We start from the raw sequence: 16,069 nt of genomic DNA, 5'->3' as shown, positions 1-16,069 counted from the left end.
AAAAAATGCGTGGATATTGTTTGTGTATCGGGGCGGCCAAATCCGGCACCACTTGGCTGTATGAACAACTGCTGCAGGCGCCGGAGATTTATATGGCGCCTGAAAAGGAGCTGCATTATTTTTTCTCGCGCTTCGGAGACTTCAACCGACTTCGGACGTCTGCGCGGTACAAGCTGCTGAGAGAGTTTGTCGAAAGAGACAGCGCAAATTTCGAAAAACCGTTGCCGGAACCGGTATTTTCCCGAGAGTTCGGGCGCTTCCAAAAGAAGCTGGATTGGTACCAGATGTTTGCGCAAGGCCCTGTCACCCAATCCTGGTACCGTAGGTTGTTTCTGGAGGCGGGCAAGAAACAATTAGCCTGCGACTTCAGCCCGTCAACGAGCAAAATCAGCGTTGAAGGGGTGCATGCCATTCGCGAACTCTCCGAGAATGTGAAGATCATCTATATTTTGCGCGACCCGGTGGAGCGCCTCTGGTCTCATATCAAGTATCACGCGGAATACATTGGTTGCTTTGATGAGGTGAAAAATTATTCTCCTGAACAACTGGTCCAATTTGCCCGGGCTGACAGGTTGAATGAGGATGGGTGTTACGGCACATACCTGACGCGGTTCCTGGAGGTATTTGACCGCGAGGATGTGCTTGTTCTGGACTTCGGAGAGCTCAAATCCAACCCGGTGGTCTTCATGGAGCGGGTAAGCGGTTTTCTTGGTATCGACAGTATCGAGCTTCAGCCGACGGCAGCGAACCCGGTAAATGTCAGTGCGAAGATGGAGATGCCCGACGGGCTTCTGGACGAGTTCAAACCTGAAATGATCGAGCAGATCGGGATACTCGAGGATCTCGGATACCCGTTTGCTTCAAAGTGGAACACTATCTGCTGACAATATTACACTTTCACCAAATTGAGGCACCTATGACCAGACTGATTATCCATCCAGGGTCACCAAAAACGGCGACATCGACCATTCAGCATATTCTTTCATCGAACCGCGAGGCACTTAGTCGGGCCGGGATCGGCCTTATCCTTCCTCAGGATTTTCGCGGGAGTCAGTACTTTGGTGAGTACATGAAAATGTACCGTGCCGGTAGCGTATCCGGGTTTGAGCAGGCAACGGCTGACTTCTTCGGGCCGTACTTCAAAAAATACAAGACGGTTGTCTGCAGTTCTGAAACATTTTGTCACGATTTTATGCCGTCAAGAAAATATGGTTTTGGCGGCATTGACCGGAGCGAAATTTCGGCGGAAGTACTCACTTATACGGGGGCTGCTTCCACAAAGATAATTCTGACTGTCCGCCCTCAGCGTGACTTTCTCATCTCCACATATACGCACTTCGTTCACAGGCAGAAAGAATTCAGAACGTACCAGGACTGGCTTGAGGCCGAAGTTGATTTGCCGCGGGTGCTTTGGAGCCCAGTGGTCAAGTCTTTCCGTGACCGCTTTAATGAGGTCGAAGTTGTTCCCATGAGGGGTGACTACCTGAATACTGTTCTCAGCACGCTTACTCCCCGGAAATTGAAACTGTCTATTGATACCGACGTACAAAACCCCTCTCTGTCCGGTCGTGCCATTCAACTTGCGAGAATCATGAACAAAGAAATTCAGAGACAGGACAAAGCCGAGCGCGTGAACAATGCGATCTTGCACAACTTCCCCGTTTCAGAGTTCGGGAAATTCAAGCCAGCGATGGAGCTTCCGGCTGAGATAACGCAACTCCATGACGAAGACTTGGCGGCAGCAATATCAACAGATGCGGTACGTCCAGTGGGGCACTCGGCGTAGCTCCCAAACCCAGCACACAGAACATGCTGTTAAAAAAGGATATCTGGACCTGTCACATTCTGATGCCGTTCCAAGTTCTCGTTTACGCAGCTTGAGTTTCGAAGGCCAAGGGGCTTTTCCAGCCGAGGGTTGAGTGTCTGCGATGCGGATCAGAAAAGCCGCATCGCAGTGGTTTTGCTCCCTACGGTTCCGCACAATACCCTGCGATATCCGTTTGCAATGCCCGCAGCGCCGCAGCGATTTCGGGACAGGTGTCAGCCTTGTTGATTACGGCCCTGTATTTGCTCCGCAATCCCGCGATGAACGAGGCCGCCATGTGGTAGCGCCGGGCGTTGCCGAGAATGCGCGCCGAGAGCTCCTCGACCGCTTCTCCGGTCTGCTCCGCTTCCAGCGCCAGCATCTGCAGTTGATCCGGGCGGGCGGCGTCGTCTAGAACGGCCTGCGCGGCGCTTTCCTTCAGGCTCCAAGACAGTTGTTCGGCCAGGGGAACGGCGCCGGTCAGGTCGTCGGTGAAGCCAGTCAAGATCGCGTGCAGGCGATCATGGGCTGTGGTGCGGGCGGCGTCCAGCGCAAGCCGGGCTTTATCTTCAGGGCCGCGCATCCGGCTCAGGTCGATATTCATGCACTTTCCTCCTCTATTTCAGGTGAGGTTGTGCCGTGAGGGGGCAGGGGTACCTGCCCGTCTCCCGTCATGCGGACCGGTACGGGAAACAGGGTTTCGCTCGGAGCAGACGGCCCATGCGGCAAACAGAGCGTCAGATGAATATGGCCGTCGTGTCGTTCCACATCCGAGGCCAGCCAGTCGCAGGTGACGGCAGTGCGGGGCAAGGTCGCGCCCTCGGGGATTGGAGAGAAATCGAAATCCTCGCCATTGATGGTCAGGACATCGCCGGATTTTTCAATGGTAAGCCTGTCGTGTCGGCGAACCGGGGTAAATGTGATGTACATGGGAGACCTCCTTCAGAACCAGCGCCCGATCGCCGTCATGACGACATTCGGGCTGATATCATTTGCCGACCCGCCAACACGGATGCAGCGGATACCGTGCAGTCGAGTGGTGGTGTTGTTGCCCGCCGTCGCGATCAAGATGCGGTCGGTCAACAGAGTTCCGCTGATAAACGGTGCAACGGAATAGGCTGGAGCAGCTGCAAACGAGGCAGGGTAGATCCAGTTCTTGAGGTCGCTGAAATAGGGTGCTGTATGGGTGCCCGCGCCATTTGCGATGATCGATCCGACAGTGATCGTGTTGGTGCAGATCTGCGTTCCGTCCGCGAAGCGTACATAGTCTCCGTTGGCGTTGCCACCGCGCTCGATGACCCGGCCCGTTGGAAGGCCGCCGGACTGTGAGACCGGGCCGAGCAATGTGCCCTGATGGAATGTTTCGACCCAGGGGGACCAGCCATTTGTCCCGAAACTGCGGGTGAAGCTGCGCAGTCCCTCTGCTCCGGATGTCCCGGCATGAGAGGTGAACATCTGCACCCGGTTCGTAGCGGATCGTCGAAGATTGAGGAGCGCGCCGGCAGACGTGATGGGATAGTTGTTTCCGGTCACGTTGCCGGATGCGGGGTTGTAGTAGAATCCGGTTGCCTCCAATGCGTTCAGATCGTCGGCAGCGGTCAGGGGAATGGCAGTTCCGCCCAACCCGAAGGCACCGGTGGTCATCAGCCGCCCGCCCGTGCCGTCCGTCGCCCCGGACTGAACCGCCGTACCCTGGGGCAGGCCGGTGGCGGGATCGAAGCGCAGGGCCGTCCTCCATGTCGCACCATCATCCGAGACCTTGATCGAAAACGCGCTATCCCCTGCCAGTCCCATCTCGGCATGGCCGGTCCAGTCGGACTGGAACAGAACGGAGGCCGTCTCGGACATACCCGCCTTGTTCACCTTGAGCTGATGTCCGGCGCCGTCATGGCTGAACAGGCTGGCGGGGCTTCGCAGTGATAGCCGGTTGGTGCTGTCTGATACTGCGCCAATTCCGACCCCATCCAGATTCTGGGTCCCTGCAGGGGGCTCGATCCAGCCACTGCCGTTCCATATGCGCAATCGGTTCGAACCCTGATCCCAGACCCGCCAGCCCGGACGTGGATCGAGGAAATGCCATGCGCCGTCCAGCCAGGCCGCAACCTTACCTGCTTGCCCGGCCCAGGCAGCACTGGGGGCTGCACTCAGGGCGTATTCAACATGTCCTGCCGGTCGGTTCGGGGGCGGTGGACGGGCTGGCCATGGCACGGCTGAGCGACGACAGGTTGGCCTATTATGTTCTTGATGCCGAAAAGGGTCGGCTCGGGGCCTTTGTCGAGAACGGGAATGGGATTTCACGGATTTCGTCCCCCACCCAGTTCGAAACGAAAGGCGGGAGCAGCCTTCAGCAGGTGACAGTGGATGGGACCAGTTTCGTCATTCTGGCGGGCGGTAGCGGGACTGCACCGGGACAGGTGGCCAGCTACAGCGTCGATCCGGTCACCGGAGCGCTGGTGGTATGCAATACCCTCGGCGCACAGGACGGCCTGGGGCTCAACACCCCCACCGAGATGGCGGCCATCTCGGTCAGCGGGGGGGGGGCTGGGTGGTGGTGGGCGATGCGGCTGCCAATTCGCTCAGTGTCATGAAATTGGGTTCGGACGGCGAACTGGTCGCGACCGATTACGTGATCGACACGCTGCACAGCCGCTTCGGTGGCGTTCAGGCGGTGGCCATGCTGGAGACCGGAGGGCATGTCTTTGTGGTTGCCGGCGGGAGTGATGACGGGTTCAGCCTGTTTTCGCTTCTGCCCAATGGCCGGCTTGTCCACGCCGCGACCCTGGTTCATTGCATTGGGCTGGGGCTCGAAGATGTGACCGCGCTTGAAATTGTGCGGGTGGGTGACGAGCTGCAGATTTTCGCCGCCAGCGAGGGGGCAGACGGTCTGTCACAATTCACCGTACCGCTCGACACGTTGGGGCAGGTGATCAGAGATACCGATCCCGCCGGACAGATCCTTGCGGGCACTGCTGGCGACGACGTGATCCTTGCCTCCCCCGGCGGGCTGCGCGACTGGATCAGGGGCGCAGGGGGCGACGATACCCTGGTCGCCGGGTCCGGCGGCAGTGATCTGACCGGTGGGGCAGGGCGGGATGTCTTTGTGATCGGCGTTGGCGAAAGCGGGCATCATATCCGCGACTTCGAACCGGGCAGGGACCGGCTCGACCTCGGAAGCCTGCCCTTTCTGCGCAGTTCCATGCAACTCGACTACCAACGGCTGGCCGACGGGGCGCTGTTGCAATACGCCGATACCGACATTCGGGTGACCTCGGCAAGCGGCAGGTCGCTCGCCCTTTCTGAATTGTGGCCGGGTAGGATATTTGCCCATGTCGATCACTATCCTGTGGGGGAACAGACCCCTGGCAGAACCAAAGTCAAGACCGGCAGTGCCGGCGCAGACCGGATCAAGAGCACCGCTGACAACGAAGAGGTGACGCTTGGCGCAGGTGCGGATGTCTTCGCATTGACGTGGAATATGGGGGCCGACACAGTCACCGATTTTGACCCGTCTGAGGACCTCCTGGATTTTTCGGTCTTCACAGCCGCAGAACGGGCCGTGATCCTGTCATCCCAGTCCGGAGCGGATCGGATTCTGCGCATGCCGGACGCGTCGCTTCTGACGCTTCAGGGTGTTGGCGTGAATGCTGCCCCGACCGGTGATGTGTCATGGCACGGCTGGGTCGGCCAAGGGAAGATTCTGAGAGCTGACATCAGCACGCTTCATGATGCGGACGGGGTAACCAGTGTCACGTATCAATGGTACCGCGACGGGCAAAAAATCCCCGGGGCGACGGGAAATGCTTACAAGCTGATTTACGCGGATGTCGGGCATGGCATCACGGTACTGGTCTCCTATCTGGACCGGCTTGGCACCTATGAGACGGTGAGAAGCGCGTCGACCGGCCCTGTTGTCAAACCACGCATTACAAACCAAACCGGTGAAAACATTTCCGGCAGCGCCGGACGCGACTTCATCATCTCAGGGGATGGCCGGGACACAGTGGCGGGTTTTTCGGGGAACGATACGCTATGGGGCGGTGCCCATGCCGACAGTCTTTTGGGGGGATTGGGGCATGACATCATTCGTGGTGGGGTTGACAATGATACGGTTTTTGGCGGCATCGGCGACGATATGCTGGAGGGCAACGGGGGGCTGGACCAGCTGTTTGGAGGGGACGGCCAGGATTGGATTTCGGGAGGTTCGAGCCGGGACACGCTTATAGGAGGGGGTGGTCGCGATACCTTGAAGGGCGAAGACCATGCAGACAGCCTTTCTGGTGGTGCGGGCGCGGACGAGCTCTGGGGGGGGCAGGGGCGATGACATGATCTTGGCGGGAGAGGGCAATGACGTGGCACATGGCGGCCCGGGCAAAGATACGCTGCGCGGTTCAGAGGGGCATGACAGGCTTGTCGGAGATGGGGGGCATGACCTCATTCGTGGTGGGGCTGACAATGATACGGTTTTTGGCGGCATCGGCGACGATATGCTGGAGGGCAACGGGGGGCTGGACCAGCTGTTTGGAGGGGACGGCCAGGATACATTGAATGGGGGTACGGACAACGATCTGCTTTATCCTGGACCCGGAGCAGATGTGCTGGTCTTTTCGTCCGGGCAGGATACGGTGATGTCATTTGCCGTCGCCGAGGACAGGCTGGACCTTATCGGCGCTGCCGGAATCGCGAATTTCGCGGATTTGCGGGACAATCATCTGCAAGATGTTGGTGACGGTGTGCTGATTACCGATGACGCAGGCAATACGCTGCTTCTCAGCGGCCTGCCGTCGATGGATCTGACGGCAGATATATTCATTTTCTGAAGCAGCTGCACTGTGACGCAGGAACCTGGGATGGATGGCCGCTGACCTCCGGCCGATTTGCAGGTGGGATGGTGGTTTGGCTGTCAGGGTTACCCTTTTGCGCCTTGACCGCGTGCATAGACGTCTTCGTAGCGGATGATGTCATCCTCGCCGAGATAGGCGCCGGTCTGCACCTCGATCAGTACCATCGGCACCTTGCCGGGGTTTTCCATCCGGTGCACCGCGCCCAGCGGGATATAGACCGATTGGTTCTCGGTCACCAGTTGCACAGTCTCATCCACGGTGACCTTTGCGGTGCCCTCGACCACGATCCAGTGTTCGGAGCGGTGATGGTGGCTTTGCAGGCTCAGCGCCGCGCCGGGGGTCACATGGATGCGTTTGACCTGGAACCGCTCGCCCACCACCAGGCTTTCATACCAGCCCCAGGGGCGGTAATCGCGCGGCAGGGTCTCGGCCTGGGGCACGCCTTTGGCCTTGAGGGCTGCGACCGCCTGTTTGACATCTTGCGCGCGATCCTTATGGGCGACCAGCACCGCATCGGGCATGGCCACGGCGATCACATCGCTCAGCCCGATCCCGACCAGTTCCTGCGCCTCGGATTCGGCTCTAAGCAGGGTGTTTTCGCAATCCAGCGCCGTGGACGGCCCGGCGGTCACCACCCCGGCCGTATCCGGCCCGCTGTCGCGCCAGACTGCATCCCAGCCGCCCAGATCGGACCAGGCCCCGCCATAAGGCACCACGGTCAGATTGTCGGATTTCTCCATCACCGCATAATCGATCGAGATATCGTCCAGCGCCGCCCAGGGATCGGGTGCCAGCCGGGTGAAGCCCAGATCGCGCTCGGCCCCGTCAACGGCGGCGCGTGTGCCTGCCAGCATTTCGGGCGCGTGGGTTTCAAACGCGGCAATCAGCGTGGCGGAGGACATCAGGAAGATGCCCGCATTCCACAGATGCTGCCCGCCCTCCAGCATGGCGCGGGCGGTCGCGTCATCGGGTTTTTCGACAAAACCCTTGAGGTCCTGCGGGACCGGAGAGAAGTCGGCATCCGGCGCGTCAGTCAGTTCCAGCCAGCCGTAACCGGTTTCGGCCCGGTCGGGGCGGATGCCGAAGGTGACGATGCGACCGGCGTGCGCGGCAGGGGCTGCCGCCTGCACCACATCGCGGAACCGGGCGGCGTCTGGGATGACGTGATCGGCGGGGGCCACCAGCATCAGCGCGCCGGGCGCACGCGCCTCAAGCGCCAGGGCCGCGGCCAGGATCGCGGGGGCGGTGTTGCGTCCCTCGGGCTCGATCAGAATGGCGGCCGGGGCGATTTCCACCGCCGCCAGTTGTTCGGTGACGATGAAGCGGAAATCGGACCCGGTGATTGCCATCGGCGCGGCGAAACCCGGCCCTGAAAGCCTGCGCGCCGACGCCTGGAACAGGCTTTCCTCGCCGGTGAGGCGGGCAAATTGCTTGGGATAGCTCTTGCGCGAGAGCGGCCAGAGCCGGGTGCCCGACCCGCCGCACAGTAGCAAGGGATGAATCTCCGGGGTCAGATCGTCGGTCATAGGCTCAATTCCCAAATACGTCCTGCGGGCATTACCGCCGGAATACGTCCTGATTTGCAAGGAACCAGCGATAGGTTTCGGTGATCCCCTGCTCCAGCGGCATCTGCGCGCGCCAACCCATCGCACCCAGCCGCGAGACATCCATCAACTTGCGCGGGGTGCCGTCAGGTTTGGAGGGGTCAGTGGTGATCCGCCCCTGAAACCCGGTCACCTGGGCCACCATCTGCGCCAGTTCCAGAATGCTGATGTCGCTGCCGGTGCCCACGTTGATATGGCTCAACATAGGCTCTGTATTGGCGTCATAGGCCGCTTTCGGCAGGTCGAGCACAAACAGCGAGGCCTCGGCCATGTCATCCACATGCAGAAACTCGCGGCGCGGCGTGCCGCTGCCCCAGATCTGCACCTCCCGCGTGCCGCTCTCTCGCGCCTCATGGAAACGGCGGATCAAGGCGGGCAGCACATGGGAGTTCTCGGGGTGGAAATTGTCGCCCGGCCCGTAAAGATTGGTGGGCATGACCGAACGGTAATCGCGGCCATATTGCCGGTTGTAGCTTTCGCACAGCTTGATCCCGGCGATCTTGGCGATGGCATAGGGCTCGTTGGTGGGCTCCAGCGTGCCGGTCAGCAGCGCGTCCTCACCCATCGGCTGCGGCGCCAGCCGGGGATAGATGCAGCTTGATCCCAGTTGCAGCAGGTGCTGCACCCCGGCCTCATGGGCGGCGTGGATCACGTTGCACTGGATCATCAGATTGTCGTGGATGAATTCCGCCGGGTAGCTGTTGTTGGCGACGATCCCACCCACCTTGGCAGCGGCCAGAATGACCCGGTCGGGGCGCTCAGCCTGAAAGAAGTCGCGCACCTGTGCCTGATCGGTCAGGTCCAGTTCCGCGTGGCTGCGGGTGATCAGCTCCAGCGCTTCGCCCGCCTCGCGGCGCGCCTGCAACCGGCGCAGGATGGCACCGCCCACCATGCCGCGATGACCGGCCACATAGATCTTCATGGCGCTACCCCTCGACCGAGACCGGAACATCCATCCCGTGTTCCTTCAGCAGCGCGTGGCGGCGGGCGGTCTTGAGGTCCTCGCGCACCATCTCGGCGCACATTTCCTGCACGGTGATCTCGGGCTCCCAGCCCAGCTTCTGTTTGGCTTTCGACGGGTCGCCCAGCAGCGTTTCCACCTCCGCCGGGCGGAAATAGCGCGGATCGATGCGCATGATCACGTCGCCCACATTGAGCGCCGGGGCCTCGTCGCCCTCGATCGCGGTGACGGTGGCGACCTCGTCAAGACCGTCACCGGAGAACGCCAGCGTGACCCCCAGTTCCGCCGCCGACCAAGCGATGAACTGGCGCACCGAATATTGCTTGCCGGTGGCGATGACGAAATCCTCGGGCGTGTCCTGCTGCAGCATCATCCACTGCATGCGCACATAATCCTTGGCATGGCCCCAGTCGCGCAAACTGTCGATATTGCCCATATAGAGACACTCTTCGAGCCCCTGCGCGATATTGGCCAGCCCGCGGGTGATCTTGCGGGTCACGAAGGTCTCGCCGCGGCGCGGGCTCTCGTGGTTGAACAGGATCCCGTTGCAGGCATACATGCCATAGGCCTCGCGGTAATTGACCGCGATCCAGTAGCTGTAAAGCTTGGCCACCGCGTAAGGGGAACGCGGGTGGAACGGTGTGGTCTCGCGCTGGGGGGTTTCCTGCACCAGACCATACAGTTCCGATGTCGAGGCCTGATAGAAGCGGCTCTTCTGTTCCAGCCCCAGAAAGCGGATCGCTTCCAGCAGGCGCAACGTGCCCATTGCGTCGACATCGGCGGTGTATTCGGGGGCCTCGAAACTGACCGCCACATGGGATTGCGCGCCCAGGTTATAGACCTCGTCGGGTTCCACCTCGCGCATGATGCGGGTCAGGTTGGAACTGTCGCTCAGATCGCCGTAATGCAGCCGGAAGCGGGCGTGATCGGTCTGTGGGTCCTCATAGATGTGATCGACCCGCTGGGTGTTGAACAGCGAGGCCCGGCGCTTGATGCCATGTACCTCATAACCCTTGTCCAACAGGAATTCCGCCAGATAAGACCCGTCCTGCCCGGTGACGCCGGTAATCAGTGCCTTTTTGGTCATTCAAATCGTCCTTTGCTACGGCCAGACCGTGGGGCAGGGGGCTGCCCGCTTGAGCAGGATCTACCCTGTCGGGTCTGGTCTTGCAACGGGCCTGCCCGGAAGGCGGTGGTTGCGACTCAGAGCGGTGAAATGGCAAAGGCGGGCATCGCGCTGCCCTCGGTCGCATGGGTCAGGAACATCCGCGCGGTATCCAGTGCCTCGCGGATCGTCACATCCATGTCGAGATAGCGGTAGGTGCCCAACCGGCCCACAAAGGTGATGCGAGGCGTTGCTTCGGCAAGCGCCACGTAATCGGCCAGCAGCGCTTTTTCCTTGACCAGCCGGATCGGGTAATAGGGGATGTCGGCAGGCCCGCATTCCCGCGAATACTCGCGGTAGCAGACGGTGCCCTCATGGCTTTCCCAGGGGCTGAAATGCTTGTGCTCGGTGATCCGGGTATAAGGCGTGTCGCGGTCGCCGTAATTCATCACCGCGCAGCCCTGGTAATCGCCTTGATCGGTGAAGCGTTCGAAATCCAGCGTCCGGTAGCCCAGCCGCCCCAGCCGGTAATCGAAATAGCCATCCAGCGGCCCGGAATAGAACACATGATCATAGTCCGAGATCGCAGCCGGGTCGAACATCGTGTCCAGATGTACGGTGATGCCCGGATGGTCCAGAATAGCCTCTATCATGGGCGTATAGCCCTGTTCCGGCATGCCCTGGAAGCGGTGAAAGAAGTAGTTGTCGTCGTAGTTGAACCGCACCGGTAGGCGTTTGAGGATCGCGGCGGGCAGGTCTGTGGGCGAACAGCCCCATTGCTTTTCGGTATAGCCCTTGAAGAAGGCCTCGTAGAAGGCAGGGCCGACAAAGCGCAGCGCCTGTTCCTCGAAACTCTGGGGATCGGTGATCGAGGTGTCGGCCTGGGTTTCCAGAAACGCCCGCGCCTCGTCCGGCCGGAGCGTCTTGCCATAGAATTGATTGATCGTATGCAGGTTGATCGGCAGCGAATAGACGGCCTCCTGCGAGGTGGTCATGACCCGGTGCTTGTAGGGCTGGAACCGGGCAAAGGAAGTGACGTAATTCCAAACTTCTTCGTCATCGGTATGGAAGATATGCGGTCCGTAGACATGAACCATAACCCCGGTTTTATCATCGCGTTGGGTATGGCAATTCCCGCCGATATGGGGCCGCCCGTCCACGATGGTGATCTTGTGCCCCTGTTCGGCGAGGCAGCGCCCGATCACCGCACCTGAGAGGCCAGCTCCGACGAGAAGTACGTGCATGGAAATACCGTTTTCTGGCTAAGAAAGGGGAGATACCCGAGTTCTTGCAGACGCGCTGCGGGATTTCAATATGGTAGTTTCGTGTGATGTCACTATCCGTGATAGCGATTATCCGTCATCAAATGCCTCGGAACATGACCACGTGAGAGGTTCCGAAGGACCACCGGACGGGGTGTGACGGCTGTTCGATTGCCTGGAGCCGCCGTTCGAATTTCGGAAATTCCGAACGGCGCTCTGACAGAGATATGCCAGCGGGGCTCAGAAGATGAAATCGCCCGCGTCCAACGTGGCTACATTCACGCTGACCAGTGTCAGAGTATTGCCCAAGCCATCATTGATCACCGCATTTGCCCCGCCCGATAGGTGGTTGGCCTGCAGGTCGGCAAAGTTTTTGATTGTAGCCACATTACTCAGATCGACCACGTCAGCGCCGCCGAACCCGAATGCTCGGTCATCGCCAGTCGAGAATATCAGCCTGTCGGCACCCGCGCCGCCGCGCAGCTTGTCATCGCCGGTGCCGCCGTTGAGTGTGTCATTGCCGTTTCCGCCGCCCAGGTCGTCATTGTCAGCGCCTCCTCCTATGCTGTCATTGTCATTACCAGCATAGATTGTGTCATTGCCGTTTCCGCCATGGATCGTGTCGTTGCCATTGCCGCCCCAGAGCCTATCACTGCCGTTTCCGCCCCAGAACTTGTCGTTACCGCTGCGACCCAGGAGATTGTCGCTGCCGTTTCCTCCCCAGAGTTTGTCATTGCCCGTGCCGCCATCGGCTTCGTCGTTTCCGCTGCCGCCGCGAAGCTGATCGCTGCCGCTGCCCGCCTTCAGCGTGTCTGCGCCTTCGTTGCCGGTCAGCGTATCGTTGCCGCCCTGGCCGAACAGCCGGTCGTCGCCGGTTCTGCCAGTGAGGGTGTTCGCGCCGCCATTCCCATAGAGCACCAGATCCTGCGGGGGTAGGGGGGTCGGGTCACCGCCGCCACCACCATTGCCGTTGTCGAGCTGCAGCGGTGCGCCGGTGCGGGCGAAGTTCTGGGTCACCATCACCGCGTCCCAGCCATTGTAATTGCCGCGCTCGATGCCGATGCCGATCACTTCGAAATTCGGGTTCAGGATATTGGCGCGATGGCCCGGACTGTTCATCAGCCCCTGATGCAGGTTGGCGACGTCATCTGCGATGCCGGTGGCGCCGCGCTCGCTCTGCCAGGCGATGTTTTCGCCCCAGGTCCAGCTGCCGGAAAACTGAAACCCAGCCTCGCGCATCCGGTCGCCGGGATCGGACCCGTCCTGCCCGGTATGCGAAAAGAAATCCTGCTCCAGCATGTCCTCGCTGTAATCTTCCGCAGAATCGTTGAGACGCAGTTCCAGTTTCAGCGGGTCCACACCCGCTTTTGCGCGTTCCTGATTGATCAGGTCCAGCATCAACCGTTCGAATGAGTCTGCCTGTGACATTTCAATGCTCCTCTGCCTGCCGCGGGGATGGCATGGGGGAGACGGTCGGCGCAATCGGGCCGGAATTTACGGGAAATATCCCGCTCATATCAGGCGCGGACTTGGCGGGAATTTGCCGCAAATACGGCCTGGGGCGGTCCGAAATCCGGGCCGTTCAGAGCAGAAAGAAAGTCATTTCAGAGGGATGGGGCGCGCGCGCCGCCCGAATGGGTCAGTCCGCGCTGAACAGGTCGCGGGTAAAGACCTTCTGCACCACATTGGTCAATTCCGGGGCGTGGCGGTTGGCGATGATCAGATCGGCCTCGGCCTTGAAGTGATTCAGATCGCGGATGACGGTCGAGCCGAAGAAGTCGCGCTCTTTCAGCGCCGGCTCATAGACGATCACCTCGATCCCCTTGGCCTTGATCCGTTTCATGATCCCCTGCACCGAGCTTTGCCGGAAATTGTCCGAGCCGGTTTTCATCACCAGCCGGTAGATGCCGACCGTGCGCGGCGCGCGGGCGATGATCCGGTCGGCGATGAAATCCTTGCGGGTGCGGTTGGCGGCGACGATGGCCTGCATCAGGTTCTGCGGCACGTTGGCGTAATTGGCCAACAGCTGCTTGCTGTCCTTGGGCAGGCAATAGCCGCCATAGCCGAAGGAGGGGTTGTTGTAATGGGTGCCGATGCGCGGATCCAACCCGACCCCCTCGATGATCTGGCGCGGGTCCAGGTCATGGGCCAGCGCGTAGCTGTCGAGCTCGTTGAAATAGGCCACCCGCATGGCGAGATAGGTATTGGCGAAAAGCTTGACCGCCTCGGCCTCGGACGGCCCGGTGAGCAGGATTGGCACGTTCTCGTCCAGCGCGCAATCGGCCAGCAGATCGGCAAAACACTGACCCCGCGCCGAGGGCTCGCCCACCACGATGCGCGACGGGTGCAGGTTGTCGTAAAGCGCGCGGCCCTCGCGCAGGAACTCGGGGCTGAACAGGATCCGGTCGGTGCCCAGCCGTTCGCACAGATCGCGGGTGAAGCCCACCGGGATGGTCGATTTGATCACGATCACTGCATCCGCGTTCAGCTTCAGCGCCTGTTCGATCACCGTCTCGACCGTGGAGGTGTCGAAGAAATTGGTTTCCGGGTCATAATTGGTGGGGGTGGCCACGATGATGTAATCGGCCCCGTCAAAGGCTTTGGCCGGATCGGTGGTGGCGCGCAGGTCCAGCTCTTCCTCGGCCAGGTACTGTTCCAGTTCCGGGTCGATGATCGGATTCTGGCGGGCATTGAGCATCGCCACCCGCTCGGTGCTGACATCCAGCGCCGTGACAGAATGTTTGCGCGACAGCAAAACCGCGTTCGACAGCCCTACATAACCGATCCCGACAACGGCAATCTTCAACTTACCCATATCTACCCCTCACACCCTTTCGGCAGCCACTCGCGGCGAGTCAAAGCACAGACCGGGCCTGTCAACAAGAACCATTGCCCCAACGGGTGGGCACTGTTGCGGTCTGTTCCACGATAGGGCAGAGGCGGGACCTCTATCTCAGAAAGCGACTGAAAGCCCGAGTCCGGCGCGCAGCCCTTCTTTCATGTCGGCCGTGTCCAGGTCGAAACCCTGATAGGCGACGATCCCGTCCACCCGCAGCCGGTCGAATTGCTTGCCGACCCCGATCGTGGCCAGCGTACCGCTCTGGCGGTCGGTGCTGAGTCGGTGATCAGGGGCCGAGTCCGCGTTGACCAGGTAATGCCCGACGCTCCAGTTGAGGTCGAAATCAGCAAAGTCGTGGCTGACATACAGATTGGTGGATTGCCCTTCGGTATCGACAGCGGCGCCCAGCACCACGCCCTTGTTGGCGTAGGAATAGGTATTGTTGTTATAGGCCGAGTTCGGCCCGCAGAACCCCGAGCTGGAGGTGTCGGTGCGGGTGTCCACGGTTTCCAGCGTGGCGGTGGTGGGTACGCCGAACAGGCGCGTGTTCAACTCGGCACCGGCCATGTAGAAGGTGCAGGAGGGCAGGCCCCCGGCCTCGTCCTCGCCAGCGATCTGGCCATAAAAGCGCAGATTGCTGTCCTGGATATCGAACCCGTAGGACAGGCCCAGCCCGGCCAGCTGGTTGGCTTCTGCCGAGGAGCCCGAATTGGTTTCACCGCGCAGCACGTCCCAGAAGGTGCCCAGACTTTGCGAATTCCCCTCGCCGCCCCATTGCGCGGTGCGGATGAACTCGATCTCCAGCCCTTTCACGGGGCGGATGGCCAGGCGCATTCCCATGAACAGCGCATCATCGGGCTGCCCGGAATCATCGGTGGTGCCGATCAGGAACTCGCCATCCCAGGGCCCCAGCCATTTCAGCACCGGCACGTCCAGCGCGGTGGGTTTGGTCTTGGCGATAGAGACCGCATGCATCGCCGGGGCATTGCGCGACAGAAACAGCGAACTGTAGCGTGACGGCCCCCAGTTGCGCAGTTTCTTGGCGACACTGATTTCGGCGGTGTCCCCGGCAAAGCTGTAGGCCAGCTCATAGCGCGGGATGGTGCTGTCGCGGCCATGCTGCAGATGGGCGGCGGTGATGTCGAAATGGAGTTGCCCGAAATCGCGCTGATAGCGGATCGCAGCGGAATTGAACGCCAGATCGCCATAACGCTCGCTCAGCCCGAGGAAGGGATCGGTGATGGCGCCGCCATAAAAGCTGAGCCCGGGCCCCTCTGGCCCCATTTCCTGCTGTGCCCGCGCCGGGTCTGCCGCAGCCCCCAGAACCGCCAGCGCCGCGGCGACCCCCGCCAGCCAGCGGCGGGCCAGTTCGGTTTGCAAAAGGGACGGTGCGGTGGCGCTTTCGCGGCGCGACCGGGTGCTCAACACGCACGGCGTCATCATGGAATATGGCCTGTTTAGGTTGCTGCCTGGGGTTATGGAAACGTTAGATCATAGCCATCACGGAGAATCAATTCAGCGCGAGAGTGGGGTCGGTTCAGGGCGGTAAAAGGCGAACAATCGCTAAAGTGGTCCGGGGTTCGAAAGTACAACCTGCAAATCAAAACAGTCATGGGTGTTTTCTGCCCATTATCCACGTATTGGAAATTATGG

Annotated in this window: 15 protein-coding genes and 1 pseudogene; 5 read left to right on the top strand and 11 right to left on the bottom strand. The window is 60.6% G+C overall.

Annotation, left to right across the window (positions count from 1 at the left end; genetic code table 11):
* Positions 1-5: 5 nt before the first annotated feature.
* Entirely contained in the window at positions 6-884 is an 879-nt protein-coding gene (locus M3P21_RS17135; protein ID WP_249711861.1) for a sulfotransferase domain-containing protein, read from the top strand.
* Positions 885-916: 32 nt separating this feature from the next.
* On the top strand, positions 917-1,786 hold the full coding sequence (locus M3P21_RS17130) for a hypothetical protein (RefSeq protein WP_249711859.1): 870 nt from the start codon (positions 917-919) through the stop codon (positions 1,784-1,786).
* A gap of 181 nt (positions 1,787-1,967) precedes the next feature.
* Here M3P21_RS17130 and M3P21_RS17125 read toward each other — a convergent pair whose 3' ends face one another.
* From M3P21_RS17125 to M3P21_RS22685, 4 genes and pseudogenes are all read right to left on the bottom strand, one after another.
* Positions 1,968-2,408, bottom strand: a complete 441-nt coding sequence (locus M3P21_RS17125; protein WP_249711858.1) for a hypothetical protein — start codon at positions 2,406-2,408, stop codon at positions 1,968-1,970.
* A complete protein-coding gene (locus M3P21_RS17120) occupies positions 2,405-2,734 on the bottom strand; it encodes a hypothetical protein (protein WP_249711856.1) in 330 nt (109 codons plus the stop codon). The genes M3P21_RS17125 and M3P21_RS17120 overlap by 4 nt, the downstream gene beginning before the upstream one ends.
* 12 nt (positions 2,735-2,746) lie before the next feature.
* Complete coding sequence (locus M3P21_RS17115) at positions 2,747-3,826, bottom strand: pyocin knob domain-containing protein (protein ID WP_249711929.1); 1,080 nt, start codon at positions 3,824-3,826, stop codon at positions 2,747-2,749.
* A 33-nt stretch (positions 3,827-3,859) separates the two neighbouring features.
* A pseudogene (locus M3P21_RS22685) lies at positions 3,860-4,012 on the bottom strand (DUF2793 domain-containing protein); the annotation flags it as partial.
* On the opposite strand from M3P21_RS22685, the gene M3P21_RS17105 reads away from it, so the two are divergent.
* From M3P21_RS17105 to M3P21_RS17095, 3 genes are read left to right on the top strand one after another with little or no spacing between them, the layout of a single operon-like run.
* Positions 4,006-4,392 carry a hypothetical protein gene (locus M3P21_RS17105; RefSeq protein WP_249711854.1) on the top strand — a complete coding sequence of 129 codons (387 nt, stop codon included), beginning with the start codon at positions 4,006-4,008 and terminating at the stop codon, positions 4,390-4,392. The pseudogene M3P21_RS22685 and the gene M3P21_RS17105 sit on opposite strands and share 7 nt — an antisense overlap.
* The gene (locus M3P21_RS17100; RefSeq protein WP_249711853.1) at positions 4,389-6,125 is read left to right on the top strand and encodes a calcium-binding protein; all 1,737 of its coding nucleotides are present in this window, start codon (positions 4,389-4,391) and stop codon (positions 6,123-6,125) included. The genes M3P21_RS17105 and M3P21_RS17100 overlap by 4 nt, the downstream gene beginning before the upstream one ends.
* A gap of 1 nt (position 6,126) precedes the next feature.
* Complete coding sequence (locus tag M3P21_RS17095; protein WP_249711850.1) at positions 6,127-6,621, top strand: calcium-binding protein; 495 nt, start codon at positions 6,127-6,129, stop codon at positions 6,619-6,621.
* An 89-nt stretch (positions 6,622-6,710) separates the two neighbouring features.
* Here the strand turns inward: M3P21_RS17095 and M3P21_RS17090 are convergent, their stop codons facing one another.
* From M3P21_RS17090 to M3P21_RS17060, 7 genes are all read right to left on the bottom strand, one after another.
* Complete coding sequence (locus M3P21_RS17090; RefSeq protein ID WP_249711849.1) at positions 6,711-8,171, bottom strand: mannose-1-phosphate guanylyltransferase/mannose-6-phosphate isomerase; 1,461 nt, start codon at positions 8,169-8,171, stop codon at positions 6,711-6,713.
* 31 nt (positions 8,172-8,202) lie between these two features.
* Entirely contained in the window at positions 8,203-9,171 is a 969-nt protein-coding gene (fcl, locus tag M3P21_RS17085; protein ID WP_249711847.1) for a GDP-L-fucose synthase, read from the bottom strand.
* A 4-nt stretch (positions 9,172-9,175) separates the two neighbouring features.
* A complete protein-coding gene (gene gmd / locus M3P21_RS17080; protein WP_249711845.1) occupies positions 9,176-10,297 on the bottom strand; it encodes a GDP-mannose 4,6-dehydratase in 1,122 nt (373 codons plus the stop codon).
* A 116-nt stretch (positions 10,298-10,413) separates the two neighbouring features.
* Entirely contained in the window at positions 10,414-11,559 is a 1,146-nt protein-coding gene (gene glf, locus M3P21_RS17075) for a UDP-galactopyranose mutase (RefSeq protein WP_249711844.1), read from the bottom strand.
* Positions 11,560-11,817: 258 nt separating this feature from the next.
* Positions 11,818-13,005 carry a CAP domain-containing protein gene (locus M3P21_RS17070; RefSeq protein ID WP_249711842.1) on the bottom strand — a complete coding sequence of 396 codons (1,188 nt, stop codon included), beginning with the start codon at positions 13,003-13,005 and terminating at the stop codon, positions 11,818-11,820.
* 211 nt (positions 13,006-13,216) lie between these two features.
* Complete coding sequence (locus tag M3P21_RS17065; RefSeq protein ID WP_249711926.1) at positions 13,217-14,383, bottom strand: nucleotide sugar dehydrogenase; 1,167 nt, start codon at positions 14,381-14,383, stop codon at positions 13,217-13,219.
* A gap of 147 nt (positions 14,384-14,530) precedes the next feature.
* Positions 14,531-15,859 (bottom strand): capsule assembly Wzi family protein, encoded by a 1,329-nt coding sequence (locus M3P21_RS17060; protein WP_249711840.1) that lies wholly within the window; start codon positions 15,857-15,859, stop codon positions 14,531-14,533.
* Positions 15,860-16,069: the final 210 nt, after the last annotated feature.

It is taken from the genome of Ruegeria spongiae, from assembly GCF_023502395.1.
Lineage (GTDB): Bacteria > Pseudomonadota > Alphaproteobacteria > Rhodobacterales > Rhodobacteraceae > Ruegeria_C > Ruegeria_C spongiae.
This window is presented reverse-complemented; position numbering and strand designations above follow the sequence as displayed.